General features: G+C 70.0%; 13 protein-coding genes. 5 read left to right on the top strand and 8 right to left on the bottom strand.

What is annotated here, in order from left to right:
- Positions 1-76: 76 nt before the first annotated feature.
- A complete protein-coding gene (fabG, locus tag JOD51_RS08045) occupies positions 77-790 on the bottom strand; it encodes a 3-oxoacyl-ACP reductase FabG (protein ID WP_204607780.1) in 714 nt (237 codons plus the stop codon).
- Between the two features lie 164 nt (positions 791-954).
- Between fabG and JOD51_RS08040 the strand changes: the two genes are divergently transcribed.
- Genes JOD51_RS08040 through JOD51_RS08030 form a run of 3 tightly spaced genes read left to right on the top strand, consistent with a single transcriptional unit; the run spans position 955 to position 2,731 of the window.
- Entirely contained in the window at positions 955-1,470 is a 516-nt protein-coding gene (locus JOD51_RS08040) for a DUF3099 domain-containing protein (RefSeq protein ID WP_204607779.1), read from the top strand.
- Complete coding sequence (locus JOD51_RS08035; RefSeq protein ID WP_204607778.1) at positions 1,470-1,745, top strand: hypothetical protein; 276 nt, start codon at positions 1,470-1,472, stop codon at positions 1,743-1,745. Before JOD51_RS08040 ends, JOD51_RS08035 begins: the two co-directional genes overlap by 1 nt.
- The gene (locus JOD51_RS08030; RefSeq protein WP_204607777.1) at positions 1,742-2,731 is read left to right on the top strand and encodes an SURF1 family cytochrome oxidase biogenesis protein; all 990 of its coding nucleotides are present in this window, start codon (positions 1,742-1,744) and stop codon (positions 2,729-2,731) included. Before JOD51_RS08035 ends, JOD51_RS08030 begins: the two co-directional genes overlap by 4 nt.
- Before the next feature lie 138 nt (positions 2,732-2,869).
- Here the strand turns inward: JOD51_RS08030 and JOD51_RS08025 are convergent, their stop codons facing one another.
- On the bottom strand, positions 2,870-4,468 hold the full coding sequence (locus JOD51_RS08025) for an ABC-F family ATP-binding cassette domain-containing protein (protein ID WP_204607776.1): 1,599 nt from the start codon (positions 4,466-4,468) through the stop codon (positions 2,870-2,872).
- 116 nt (positions 4,469-4,584) lie between these two features.
- Here JOD51_RS08025 and JOD51_RS08020 point away from each other — a divergent pair, with 116 nt between their 5' ends.
- A complete protein-coding gene (locus JOD51_RS08020) occupies positions 4,585-5,184 on the top strand; it encodes a biotin transporter BioY (RefSeq protein ID WP_204607775.1) in 600 nt (199 codons plus the stop codon).
- 348 nt (positions 5,185-5,532) lie between these two features.
- On the opposite strand, the gene JOD51_RS08015 is transcribed toward JOD51_RS08020, so the two are convergent.
- The 5 genes from JOD51_RS08015 to sufB all read right to left on the bottom strand — a co-directional run bounded on the left by JOD51_RS08015 (position 5,533) and on the right by sufB (position 9,728).
- Positions 5,533-5,862 carry a metal-sulfur cluster assembly factor gene (locus tag JOD51_RS08015; RefSeq protein ID WP_204607774.1) on the bottom strand — a complete coding sequence of 110 codons (330 nt, stop codon included), beginning with the start codon at positions 5,860-5,862 and terminating at the stop codon, positions 5,533-5,535.
- 2 nt (positions 5,863-5,864) lie between these two features.
- Positions 5,865-6,638, bottom strand: coding sequence for a Fe-S cluster assembly ATPase SufC (sufC, locus tag JOD51_RS08010; RefSeq protein ID WP_204607773.1), 774 nt, complete (start codon positions 6,636-6,638; stop codon positions 5,865-5,867).
- A gap of 61 nt (positions 6,639-6,699) precedes the next feature.
- On the bottom strand, positions 6,700-7,026 hold the full coding sequence (locus JOD51_RS08005; protein WP_372377828.1) for a non-heme iron oxygenase ferredoxin subunit: 327 nt from the start codon (positions 7,024-7,026) through the stop codon (positions 6,700-6,702).
- Positions 7,026-8,309, bottom strand: coding sequence for a Fe-S cluster assembly protein SufD (gene sufD / locus JOD51_RS08000; RefSeq protein WP_204607772.1), 1,284 nt, complete (start codon positions 8,307-8,309; stop codon positions 7,026-7,028). Before sufD ends, JOD51_RS08005 begins: the two co-directional genes overlap by 1 nt.
- Positions 8,310-9,728 (bottom strand): Fe-S cluster assembly protein SufB, encoded by a 1,419-nt coding sequence (gene sufB, locus JOD51_RS07995; RefSeq protein WP_110902235.1) that lies wholly within the window; start codon positions 9,726-9,728, stop codon positions 8,310-8,312. It lies immediately after the preceding gene.
- Between the two features lie 250 nt (positions 9,729-9,978).
- Between sufB and JOD51_RS07990 the strand changes: the two genes are divergently transcribed.
- Positions 9,979-10,944 carry a COX15/CtaA family protein gene (locus JOD51_RS07990; protein WP_204607771.1) on the top strand — a complete coding sequence of 322 codons (966 nt, stop codon included), beginning with the start codon at positions 9,979-9,981 and terminating at the stop codon, positions 10,942-10,944.
- A gap of 392 nt (positions 10,945-11,336) precedes the next feature.
- On the opposite strand, the gene JOD51_RS07985 is transcribed toward JOD51_RS07990, so the two are convergent.
- Positions 11,337-12,266: a heme o synthase gene (locus tag JOD51_RS07985; RefSeq protein WP_204607770.1), complete on the bottom strand. Its 930-nt coding sequence runs from the start codon at positions 12,264-12,266 to the stop codon at positions 11,337-11,339.
- Positions 12,267-12,523 lie beyond the last annotated feature (257 nt).

Below are 12,523 nucleotides of genomic sequence, written 5' to 3'. Positions count from 1 at the left end.
CGCGAAGTGTCCGCCCAGCCGAGGCTCGGCCCTCGCGGCAGCGCCGCGCGGCAGCGCCGGCGCCGGCGTCAGCGGGTCAGTGGCCCATGCCCAGGCCGCCGTCGACCGGGATGACCGCGCCCGAGATGTAGCCCGCGCCGTCGCCGGCCAGGAACAGCGTGGCGTCCGCGACGTCGTCGACGCTGCCGTAGCGCGCCGCCGGGATCGCCTTCTTGAACTCGGCCTGCAGCTCGTCCGACAGTGCCGCCGTCATGTCGGTCTGGATGAAGCCCGGGGCGACGACGTTGGCGGTGATGCCACGGGAGCCGAGCTCGCGCGTGATGGACCGGGCCATGCCGACCAGTGCGGCCTTGGACGAGGCGTAGTTGACCTGCCCGATCTGCCCGTACGCCCCGACGACGCTCGACATCAGGACGATGCGGCCGAACTTCGCCTTCATCATCCCCTTGGTCGCACGCTTGACGACGCGGAACGTGCCGGTCAGGTTCGTGTCGATGACGCTCGTGAAGTCCTCCTCGGACATCCGGAGCAGCAGCTGGTCGTTCGTGATCCCGGCGTTGGCGACCAGGACCTCGATCGGGCCGAGCGCGGCCTCGACCTCGGTGAACGCACGGTCCACCGACGCGGTGTCGGTGATGTCGGCCTGCACGGTGAGCGCACCCTCGGGGCCGCCCTGCCCGGTGCGCGACGTCACGGCGACCCGGTGTCCGGCGTCGACGAAGCGGGCGGCCAGTGCGTGGCCGATGCCGCGGTTGCCGCCGGTGATGAGGACGGTACGGGGGGTGGTCATGGTCGCTCCGTTCGCTGGTGGTCGCTGGCACGTCGGGCCCCACGGGTCCGGACACGCCCGGACGAGCCTAGCGGTGCACTCCCCCGACGGCCGGTCTCCGCACCACCGGTCGGATGTCGGCCCCCGGGCGTAAACTGGAGGTCGGCAGACGGAGACCCCACCGCATGAACCGCAAGAACCAGCAGAACCCGAGCGGCCCGCGCATCCAGCTCCAGCGTGCAGCGCCGGAACACGTGATCGCGGAGCCGATGGCCTCGCAGAACATCACGACGCTCCCCGACAACCCCGAGATCGACCGCGCGCACCGGCTGTCCCGCTACGTGTGGCAGATGGCCTTCCGCGTCGTCTGCTTCGTCGGGGCCGTCCTGATCTGGAGCGCCTGGCACTCGTGGATCGCCGTGCTGCCGATCGTCGCCGCGGCCGTCGTCCCCTGGGTCGCGGTGGTGCTGGCGAACGCGGGCAACCGCACCGGCGGCGACGTCGTCCGACCCGGCGGCGCGGTCGAGCTGTACGACGCGGTCGACCCACACCTCCGTGACGAGCAGGAAGACGCGCGGGCCCAGGCCTACCGTGCCGAGCAGGAGCGACTGCGCGACCAGGCCCAGCGTGCGCAGGAGGACTGGCAGCGCAACGGTGACCGGTCCCGCGTCTGGACCGCGCGGAACGGCGGCCGCCGCTGATGGGAGCGACCTTCGACCTGTTCACCGAACCCGGCGCGACGCCGGTGTGTTCGCGGGCCGGTTGTTCGTCGACGGCCTCGTGGCGGGTGAACTGGCGGAACCCCCGGATCCACGCCGAGGACCGCGTGAAGATCTGGGCCGCCTGCGACGAGCACCGCGACTTCCTCGCCGACTACCTGCGCTCCCGGTCGTTCCCGGTGCGGGTCACCGGCATCGACGACGACGTGGAGAACCTCGACGACACCTCCGCGCGTGTCGCGGGTGACGGGCGATGACCGAGGGCTTCGACCCCGGCTCCCGGTACGGCCGGCGCCACGCGGCACGGATCCGTCAGGCGAACGACGGCGCGACGACATCGCCGGCGGACGGCGCGACCGCACCGGTCCGCGACGACGGACCCGCCGAACCGTTCGTCGGGTGGCACTTCGTCCGCAGCCGCCGCTGGCTCGGCTACTTCGCCATCGCCGTCGCGTTCGCGATCATCTGCACGCTCTTCGGCATGTGGCAGTGGGACCGTCGGAACGAGGCCGTCCGACAGAACGACCAGATCGCCGCGAACTACGACCACGCCCCGGTCCCGATCGACCAGGTCCTCCCCCGTGCCGGCACGTGGAGCAACGACCTGACCTGGCTGCGCGCGAGCGTCACCGGACGGTACGACACCGACCACCAGCTCCTCGTCCGCAACCGCGTGCACAACGGCCAGCCCGGGTTCGAGGTCCTCACTCCCCTGGTCACGACCGATGGCCGTGCCTTCGTCGTCGACCGCGGTTGGGTGCCGACGGGCAACAAGCAGGACGCCCCGGACAGCGTGCCGGCCCCTCCGACCGGCACCGTCACCGTCGTCGTGCGGCTGCAGCAGTCCGAGCCGCGCATCCCCGGGCGCACCGACCCCGCGAACACCGACCAGGTGCAGTCCGTCACGCTGCCCGACGTCGCCGACAAGGCCGGGCACCCGATCTGGACCGGCGCGTACGGCCAGCTCGACAGCGAGACGCCGGCCCCGGCCGAGCGCGCACCACTCGGCTGGGACCGGCCGAGCGCCGACACCGGCCTGCACCTCAGCTACTTCATCCAGTGGTTCCTGTTCGCCGTCGGAGGCTTCGGCTTCCTGGCCTACGTGATGGTGCAGGAGTACCGGAACCTCAACCAGGACGACCCGGAGGAGCGCGAGCGCGCCCTCGACCGGCAGCGCCGCAAGGATGCGAAGCCGAAGTCCGACGCGGAGATCGAGGACGAGCTCCTGACGACCGGTCGCTGACGGACCGCACAGACGGACGGGAGGCCCGTGGCGGTGTCGCCACGGGCCTCCCGTCCGTCTGTGGCACGGCCACGCACCCGCGGTCGCGCACCCGCGGTCCCGCACGCGCGGGACCGCACGCGCGGGCCCGCGCTCGCGTCAGGCGAGCTCGATGAGCTCCGCGTAGTCCTTGTTCCAGTGGTCCTCGGTGCCGTCCGGCAGGAGCAGCACCCGCTCGGGGTTCAGCGCCTCGACCGCACCCGCGTCGTGGGAGACGAGGACGACGGCACCCTCGAAGCCGGCCAAGGCGTTGAGGATCTCTTCGCGCGACGCCGGGTCGAGGTTGTTCGTGGGCTCGTCGAGCAGCAGCACGTTCGCGCCCGAGACGACGATCATCGCGAGCGACAGACGGGTCTTCTCACCACCGGAGAGCACCCCGGCCTTCTTGTAGCCGTCGTCACCCGTGAACAGGAACGAGCCGAGGACGCGACGGGCCTCGGTCTCGTTGAGGTCGGTCGACGCGGAGACCATGTTCTCGATCACCGTGCGGTTGACGTCGATGTTCTCGTGCTCCTGCGCGTAGTACCCGATGCGCAGGCCGTGCCCGGGCAGGATCGCCCCGGTGTCCGGCGCGTCCGCACCCGCGAGGATGCGCAGCAGCGTCGTCTTGCCGGCACCGTTGAACCCGAGGATGACGACACGGGAACCTCGGTCGATCGCCAGGTCGACGCCCGCGAAGATCTCGAGCGACCCGTAGGACTTCGACAGCCCCTCGGCCATCAGCGGCGTCCGGCCGCACGGAGCGGGCGTGGGGAAGCGGATCTTCGCGACCCGGTCGGCGACGCGCTCGTCCTCGAGGCCCGCGAGCAGCTTGTCGGCACGCGCGACCATCTGGTGGGCCGCAGCCGCCTTCGACGCCTTCGCACCGAAGCGGGCGGCCTGGTCCTTGAGCGTCGCGGCCTTCTTCTCGGCGCCGGCCCGTTCCTTGCGGCGGCGCTCCTCGTCGGCCACACGCTGCCGCTGGTAGAGCTTCCAGCCCATGTTGTAGATGTCGATGGTCTGGCGGTTCGCGTCGAGGTAGAACACGCGGTTCACGACCTCGTCCACCAGCTCCACGTCGTGGGAGATGACGATCACACCGCCCGGGTAGGTCTTGAGGTGCTCGCGCAGCCAGAGCACCGAGTCCGCGTCGAGGTGGTTCGTCGGCTCGTCGAGGATCATCGTGTCCGCCTCGGAGAACAGGATGCGTGCCAGCTCGATGCGGCGACGCTGCCCACCGGAGAGGGTCTTGAGCTGCTGGTCGAGGATCCGGTCCGGCAGCTTGAGGTTCGACGCGATCGACGCCGCCTCGGCCTCGGCCGCGTAACCACCCAGCGCGTTGAACTCGTCGTCCAGACGGGAGTACCGCTTCATCGCCTTCTCGGCGACGGCCGGGTCGGTGCTGGCCATGTCGAGCGTGGCCTTCCGGATGCCGTCCACGAGCTCACCGAGGCCGCGGGCGTCGAGGATCCGCTTGCGAGCGGTGTCCTCGGGGTTCCCGGAGCGAGGGTCCTGCGGCAGGTAGCCGATCTCACCGGACCGCTGGATCGTCCCGTCGGTCGGAGCAGCCTCACCCGCCAGGGCCTTGGTCATGGTGGTCTTCCCCGCGCCGTTCCGGCCGACGAGGCCGATCTTGTCACCCCGCTCGACGCGGAAGGACACGTTCTCCATCAGGAGGCGAGCCCCGACGCGGATCTCGAGTTCGTGCACGGCAAGCACAGTGGACGTCCAATCAGTTGGTGGGTTTGCACAACGGTGTGTGCGGGAGGTGCACCGCTACGCTGACGGGAACCGATGGTCCAGAACAGGACCAGCAGTCCATTCTAGGAGAATCCATGACGAACGCCACCGGGTTCGCTCCCCGCGCAGTCCTCGCCGACCGTCTGCGCACCCACGGCCTGGCCACCGACGCCGCCCTGATCGCCGGTGGGGCGCTGTTCACCGCCGCGCTCGCGCAGGTCGAGGTGCCGATGTGGCCGGTCCCCGTGACCGGTCAGACGCTGGCCGTCGTCCTCGTCGGCGCGACCCTCGGCGCCCGCCGCGGTGTCCTCTCGATGCTCGTCTACGCGATCGTCGGGCTCGCCGGTGCACCGTTCTTCGCCGACGCGCAGGGCGGCCTGCACGCGCTCACCCTGCCGAGCTTCGGGTACGTCATCGGCTTCATCCCGGCCGCCGGCCTCATCGGCTGGCTCGCGCGTCGGAACTGGGACCGTAAGGTCGGCCGCGCCGCGGTGGCGATGCTGCTCGCCAGTGCGATCCCCTTCGTCACCGGTCTGCCGTACCTGGCGGTCGCCCTCGGCGCGCTCGGTGCGCCGAACGACCTGCAGTCGGTCCTGGCGGCCGGCCTCTACCCGTTCGTCATCGGCGGCATCGCGAAGGCCCTCATCGCGGCCGGCGTGCTGCCCCTGGCTTGGAAGGCGCTCGGCCGCCGCTGAGCGCACTCCGCACCCTGCCGAGAGGCCCCGCACCGATCCGGTGCGGGGCCTCTCGTCGTCCGCAGTGCGTCCGGCGCTCACACGACACCCCGGCTGCCCTCCGCCGACCGGTCACAACACCCCGCCTGCCCTCCGCCGAGCGGTCACGATCCGTCGGTTCGGGACGCCGAGAACGACGTTCCGTGACCGCTCGGCGGGGGACGGCTGGCGCGTCGGAAGGCGGGCGCGTCGGACGGCCGGCGCGTCGGACGGCCGGCGCCCCGGACGACGGCGCGGGTGGGCACGACGACGGACGGGAGGCCCGGTACCAGCTGGTACCGGGCCTCCCGTCTGCGGATGGTCGCGTGGCTAGATCGAGAAGCCGAGCGCGCGCATCATCTCGCGGCCGTCGTCGGTGATCCGCTCCGGACCCCACGGCGGCATCCAGACCCAGTTGATGCGGAACGCGTCGACGATGCCGTCGAGGGCGTTCGCGGTGTCGTTCTCGATGACATCGGTCAGCGGGCAGCCCGCGCTCGTCAGCGTCATGCTGATGATGAGCGCGGTCGCCTCGTCGTCCCAGGCCAGGTCGTAGATGAGCCCGAGGTCGACGATGTTGACGCCGAGCTCCGGGTCCTGGACCTCTTTCAGGCCCTCGACGACCTCGTCGAACTTGTCCGGTGCCAGTGTGGTGATCATCGTCACTCCACCGGCGCGGCGGCAGCGGCCTGCACGTAGCGGTCGTAGCCCTCGTTCTCGAGGCGCTCGGCCAGCTCCGGGCCGCCCTGCTCGGCGATCTTGCCGGCGACGAACACGTGGACGAAGTCCGGCGTGATGTAGCGGAGGATGCGCGTGTAGTGCGTGATGAGCAGCACGCCGAGGCCGGTCGCGGCCTTGGCGCGGTTGACGCCCTCGGACACGATCTTCAGCGCGTCGACGTCCAGGCCGGAGTCGGTCTCGTCGAGGACGGCGAACTTCGGCTTCAGGAGCTCGAGCTGCATGATCTCGTGGCGCTTCTTCTCGCCACCGGAGAAGCCCTCGTTGACGTTGCGCTCGGCGAAGGCCGGGTCCATCTTGAGGTCCGCCATCGACGTGCGGAGGTCCTTGATCCAGCCACGGAGGGCCGGGGCCTCGCCGTCGATCGCGGTCTTGGCGGTACGGAGGAAGTTCGACACCGTCACGCCGGGGATCTCGACCGGGTACTGCATCGCGAGGAACATGCCGGCGCGCGCACGCTCGTCGACGCTCATCGCCAGGACGTCCTTGCCGTCGAGGGTGATCGAGCCGCCGGTGACGTGGTAGCGCGGGTGCCCGGCGATCGTGTACGCCAGGGTCGACTTGCCGGACCCGTTCGGGCCCATGATCGCGTGGATCTCGCCCTCGTTGATCGTCAGGTCGACGCCCTTGAGGATCTCCTTGACGCCCTGGTCGGTGTCGATGGCGACCTGCAGGTCACGGATTTCGAGAGTGGACATTGCGTTCCTTCGGTTGCAGCTGTGGTGCGGCGTCAGCCGCGGGAAGAGTGTGGGGTCGCGCTCAGTCGACCGGGACGGGCTCGTGCACGTCGACGTAGACGTCGCCGTCACGGACCTCGACCCGGAAGACCGGCACCGGCTCGTACGCCGGGAAGTTCTTCGGCTTGCCGGTCGTCAGCGAGAACTGCGACCCGTGTGCCCAGCACTCGAGCGAGTCGCCCTCGACGAAGCCTTCCGACAGCGAGATGTCGCCGTGCGTGCAGGTGTCGCCGATGGCGTGCACGGTGCCGGCCGAGTCCTTCACGATCGCGATGGCGGTGCCGTCGACGACCGCGCGCATCGGGCTGTCCACCGCGATGTCGCTCTCGGCGCAGACCTTCTCGGCCATCAGGCGTCGACCCCGGCAGCAGCAGCCTCGGCGGCGGGCGCGGCGAGGACCGTCCGGCCCTCCATGAGCTCCTGCTCGACGGCGGCGATGAGCCGTTCCTCGAGCTCGGGTGCGCCGATCTTCTGGATGACCTCGACCAGGAAGCCCAGGACGACGAGACGCCGGGCCTCTTCCTCCGGGATGCCACGGGCCTGCAGGTAGAAGAGCTGCTCGTCGTCGAAGCGACCGGTGGCGCTGGCGTGGCCGGCACCGGTGATGTCGCCGGTCTCGATCTCGAGGTTCGGGATGCTGTCGGCGCGCGTCCCCTCGGTCAGGACCAGGTTGCGGTTCTGCTCGTACGAGTCGGTGCCCGGAGCGGAGCGTCCGATGAGGACGTCGCCGATCCAGACCGTGTGCGCACCCTGGCCCTGCAGCGCGCCCTTGTAGTTGACACGGCTGCGGGTGTTAGGTGCGTCGTGGTCGACGTAGACCTGCTGCTCGATGTACTGGCCGGCGTCCGCGAAGTAGACGCCGTACATCTCGACGTCGCCGCCCTGCGCACCGAGGTGCGTGGACGGGTTGACGCGGATGACGTCACCGCCGAGCGAGACCACGACGTGCTTGAGGAAGGCGTCGCGGCCGACCTCGGCGAAGTGCGTCGAGACGTGCACCGCGTCGTCGTCCCAGTCCTGGACCGTGACGAGGGTGAGGCGGGCGCCGTCGCGGACGACGACCTCGACGTTCTCGCTGAGGAGCGCCGACCCGCGGTTGTCGATCACGACGATGCCCTGCGCGTGCGGCTCGGCGGTGATGACCGTGTGTGCCGCCCGCGGCTGCGTGCCGAAGTCGGAGCGGGTCACGGTGATGAACTCGTGCTCGTCCGTGCCCTGCACGGTGATCGCCAGGACGGCGTCACGCGCGCTCCAGGCAGCGGCGGCCGCCCGGTCCTCCGGCAACCCGGCGCCACCGACGCGGGGGTCGTCGCTGCGACCCCACTCGACGTCGGCGCCCGCGGACTGGGTCGCGAGGAAGGGGTACGCCGAGCCGTCCAACGTGCTGTCGAGCAGCGGCTGGATCTTGGCGAGCGGCGCGAACTTCCAGTTGACCTCTCGGCCGGTGACGGTGGGGAAGGCGCCGACGTCGCCCGAGCGGAACCGCTGGGAACGCGTCTGCACCGGCACCTTGGTGTCCCAGCCGCCGTCGGAGTGCGCCCGGGCGCCGTGCTGGTCCGTACCGCCCGACGAGAGCGTGCTCGCGGGCTCCGTCGGCTGGTCGATGTGGGGAGGAGGGGTGGTGCTGGACATCTAGCCGACGGATCCTTCCATGCTCATCTCGATGAGCTTGTTGAGTTCGAGTGCGTACTCCATCGGGAGCTCGCGGGCGATGGGTTCGATGAATCCGCGCACGATCATCGCCATGGCCTCGTCCTCGGCCATGCCGCGGGACATGAGGTAGAACAGCTGCTCCTCGCTGACGCGGGAGACGGTCGCCTCGTGGCCGAGCTGCACGTCGTCGACGCGGATGTCGATCGCCGGGTAGGTGTCGCTCCGCGAGACGGTGTCGACGAGCAGCGCGTCACAGCGGACCGTGTTGGCCGAGTGGTGTGCGCCCGGGTCGACCCGGACCTCGCCGCGGTACCCGGCACGACCGCCACCGCGGGCGATCGACTTCGAGACGATCGACGACGTCGTGTACGGCGCCATGTGGATCATCTTCGCGCCGGCGTCCTGGTGCTGGCCGGGGCCGGCGAAGGCGACGGACAGGGTCTCGCCCTTGGCGTGCTCACCGGCGAGGTAGATGGACGGGTACTTCATCGTGACCTTGGACCCGATGTTGCCGTCGATCCACTCCATGGTCGCACCCTCGTGGGCGATCGCACGCTTGGTGACGAGGTTGTAGACGTTGTTCGACCAGTTCTGGATCGTCGTGTACCGAACGCGGGCGTTCTTCTTGACGATGATCTCGACGACGGCCGAGTGCAGGGAGTCCGACTTGTAGATCGGGGCGGTGCAGCCCTCGATGTAGTGGATGTACGAGTCCTCGTCCGCGATGATCAGCGTCCGCTCGAACTGGCCCATGTTCTCCGTGTTGATGCGGAAGTAGGCCTGCAGCGGGATCTCGACGTGGACGCCCTTCGGGACGTAGACGAACGAGCCGCCGGACCACACGGCCGTGTTCAGCGCGGCGAACTTGTTGTCGCCGGCGGGGATCACGGTGCCGAAGTACTCCTCGAACAGCTCGGGGTGCTCGCGGAGCGCCGTGTCGGTGTCCATGAAGATGACGCCCTGCTGCTCCAGGTCCTCGCGGATCTGGTGGTAGACGACCTCGGACTCGTACTGCGCGGCGACGCCGGCGACGAGGCGCTGGCGCTCGGCCTCCGGGATGCCCAGGCGTTCGTACGTCGTGCGGATGTCCTCGGGGAGGTCCTCCCACGACTCGGCCTGCTTCTCCGTCGACTTCACGAAGTACTTGATGTTGTCGAAGTCGATGTCCGACAGGTCGGCACCCCACGAGGGCATCGGCTTGCGGTCGAAGAGCTTCAGCGCCTTCAACCGGTTCGCACGCATCCACTCGGGTTCACCCTTGCGGCCGGAGATGTCGGTGACGACCTCTTCCGACAGGCCACGGCGCGCAGAGGCGCCGGCCGCGTCGGAGTCGGCCCAGCCGAATTCGTACTGGCCGAGCCCTTCGAGTTCTGGACGGTCGATGAGCACGTCGGACATGGTCTCCTCGTTTCCTTCTCGCAACAGCGTCTCCGGGACAACCCGGTGGTGTCGGACACCATTCCACCGCAGGCCGCCGACACGGCGTCCCACGGTGTTGCTGCCTCGCAACGTCGATGCTTCCACGCAGTCGCGGGACCGATCGGCGATCACGGCTCATTCGGAGCCGGCGCCTGCCTAGACTTGACTGCTGCTGAACCCTCGAATCCTACAGGTCCAGGGCCCGGAACAACAGGAAGGCACCACCCTCGTGACTCGCGTCGGTCCCACCGTCGAGCAGGACGTCCGGACTCGGACCACCTGGTGGTCGCTCCCCCGCACCGTGGACCCGCGTGTCGTCGTCCTCGCCTGGGCCTCGTTCGTCGTCGAGGTCGTCCTCATCGGGACCGGTGGCCTCGTGCGCCTGACGGCCTCGGGCCTCGGCTGCCCCACGTGGCCGAAGTGCACCACGGACTCGCTCGTGTCGACCCCCGAGATGGGCATCCACGGGATCATCGAGTTCGGCAACCGTCTGCTCACCTTCGTGCTGGTCGTCGTCGCGATCGCGATGTTCCTGGCGGTCGTCCGGATGCGGAAGACCCGCCCGGAGTTGTTCTGGCTGGCGTTCGCCCAGGGCGCAGCCATCCCCGTGCAGGCGGTCATCGGCGGCGTGTCGGTCATCTCCGGCCTGAACCCGTTCGTCGTCGGCCTGCACTTCGTCGTCTCCGCCGTCCTGACGAGCATCACGGCCGCACTCGTCTACCGCTCGGTGAACGGCCCCCGTGTCCGAGACCGCATCGTGCCCGGATGGTACTTCGGCGTCGTCCGCGGCACCGTGGCCGCCGTCGCCGTGACCGTGCTCATCGGCATCCTCACGACCGGCAGCGGCCCGCACGCGGGCGCCAGCGAGCGCGTCGACGGCGGCGCCGTGCACCGGACCGGCTTCGACACGCAGCTCATGGAGCACCTGCATGCCGTCCCCGCCTACGCGACCTTCGCCCTGACGCTCGTGCTCGTCATCGGTGCGGTCCGCCTCCGGCTCTCGAGCAGGATCGCGCTGCTGCTCCTCGTCGTCGAGTTCGTCCAGATCGCGGTCGGGCTCACCCAGGCGCGCACGGGTCTGCCCGTCGGACTCGTCGGCACCCACATGGTGCTCGCCGGTCTGCTCGTCGCGGCGATGACCGCGGTGGTGCTCTCCACCCGGTCGAGCGCCGGTCGGGACGCCGTCCGGGCCTGATCCGGCTCGGTCGCCCGCGGGCGCGGCGCCGACCACGTCGGTACCGCGGCCGGCCTGGGCGAGGCGATCCGCGCCTCCCGGACAGCCAGGGCTCCAGGTGCCCCCAGGAGCGACGCTTCCGCGCAGGATCGACGCTTCCGCGCAGGAGCGACGCTGCAGCGCAGGAGCCCCGCGCTGCGGTACCGGCCTGGAGGCGCGCCCGACGCCCGAGCCGCGGGTCACGCCCCCGACGTGGCCGGCCCGGCACCGCCCACCCCGACCCGGCCCTGCCGACACCGGCCCGCGCCGCGCACTCCTCGCCGGCTCCGCCCGTCCAGCACTCCGAACGCCGACAGGGAACGACGACGGGCCCGGCCTCCGAGGAGGCCGGGCCCGTCGTCACCCCGTGCTTGTCAGATCGAGAAGGTGAAGACCTGCGGCAGCAGCGGGTCGATGCCGACCGCGATGAACAGCAGCGTCAGGTAGGTGATCGAGCTGCGGAAGACGCGCATCGGGTGCACCTGCTCCATGTGCTGGATCGCCCGGTCGTAGAGCAGGTGCGACTCGACGACGAACCAGATGCCCGCGGCGAGGGCGACGACCGTGTAGAGCGGCCCCATGTTCGCGACCGGGATCAGCAGCAGCGAGCAGACCAGGGTGGCCCAGGCGTAGAGCACGACCTGCAGCCCGACGACGGTGCGTCCGCGCACGACGGCGAGCATCGGGACGTCGGCGGCGTCGTAGTCGTCGCGGTACTTCATCGACAGCGGCCAGTAGTGCGGCGGCGTCCAGAGGAAGATCACCATGAACAGGATGACGGGGGTCCAGGTCAGCGAACCGGTCACGGCCGCCCACCCGATCAACACCGGCATGCAGCCCGCCGAACCGCCCCAGACGATGTTCTGCGGCGTCCGACGCTTGAGCCAGAGCGTGTACACGAACACGTAGATGAGTATCGCGGCGACGCTCAGTGCGGCGGCCAGCCAGTTCACGAACACGACGAGCACGACGGTCGACGCGATGCCGAGGAGCCACGAGAACACGAGTGCTTCGCGGTCCGACAGCTCGCCGGTGACCAGCGGCCGGGTGCTCGTGCGCTTCATCAGGCGGTCGATGTCGCGGTCGATGTAGCAGTTGAACGCCGACGCCGACCCGGCCGACATCGCGCCGCCGAGCATCGTCCAGAACACGAGCCACAGGTCCGGCACGCCGCGCTCGGCGAGGAACATCGTCGGCGCCGTGGTGACGAGCAGCAGCTCCATCACGCGCGGCTTGGTGAGCGAGACGTACGCCCGGACCTTGCGGGACAGCATCGACCGACGAACGGTGTCTGGCCTGGTCACGGTGGCAGTCGGCAAGGGAACCTCAGTCTGTTTCGCTGCAGCTCGCACGCTCGGGAGGACGTCACCGTCGGCGTCTGGGCGTGCGTGACCGCGGAATGATCGCGGGTCACGACCAGTTTACGCGATGGACGGCGCCACGACGATGTCCCGCCGCTCTCCAGCGGCTCCGGGACACGCCCGGACGACGAGCGGTCACCGACCGGTCACCGAGACCAGCCGGTGGCCTGAGCACCTTCTGAGTGCCGGTTCACTATGCT

Source organism: Curtobacterium herbarum (genome assembly GCF_016907335.1).
Lineage (GTDB): Bacteria > Actinomycetota > Actinomycetes > Actinomycetales > Microbacteriaceae > Curtobacterium > Curtobacterium herbarum.
This window is presented reverse-complemented; position numbering and strand designations above follow the sequence as displayed.

What these genes read in the sequence shown, in the direction of transcription:
- JOD51_RS08005 (WP_372377828.1), bottom strand. Translation starts at nt 7,026, where the DNA reads ATGGCCGAGAAGGTCTGCGCCGAGAGCGACATCGCGGTGGACAGCCCG.
- sufD (WP_204607772.1), bottom strand. Translation starts at nt 8,309, where the DNA reads ATGTCCAGCACCACCCCTCCTCCCCACATCGACCAGCCGACGGAGCCC.
- JOD51_RS08015 (WP_204607774.1), bottom strand. Translation starts at nt 5,862, where the DNA reads ATGATCACCACACTGGCACCGGACAAGTTCGACGAGGTCGTCGAGGGC.
- fabG (WP_204607780.1), bottom strand. Translation starts at nt 790, where the DNA reads ATGACCACCCCCCGTACCGTCCTCATCACCGGCGGCAACCGCGGCATC.
- sufB (WP_110902235.1), bottom strand. Translation starts at nt 9,728, where the DNA reads ATGTCCGACGTGCTCATCGACCGTCCAGAACTCGAAGGGCTCGGCCAG.
- JOD51_RS08030 (WP_204607777.1), top strand. Translation starts at nt 1,742, where the DNA reads ATGACCGAGGGCTTCGACCCCGGCTCCCGGTACGGCCGGCGCCACGCG.
- JOD51_RS08040 (WP_204607779.1), top strand. Translation starts at nt 955, where the DNA reads ATGAACCGCAAGAACCAGCAGAACCCGAGCGGCCCGCGCATCCAGCTC.
- sufC (WP_204607773.1), bottom strand. Translation starts at nt 6,638, where the DNA reads ATGTCCACTCTCGAAATCCGTGACCTGCAGGTCGCCATCGACACCGAC.
- JOD51_RS08035 (WP_204607778.1), top strand. Translation starts at nt 1,470, where the DNA reads ATGGGAGCGACCTTCGACCTGTTCACCGAACCCGGCGCGACGCCGGTG.
- JOD51_RS08020 (WP_204607775.1), top strand. Translation starts at nt 4,585, where the DNA reads ATGACGAACGCCACCGGGTTCGCTCCCCGCGCAGTCCTCGCCGACCGT.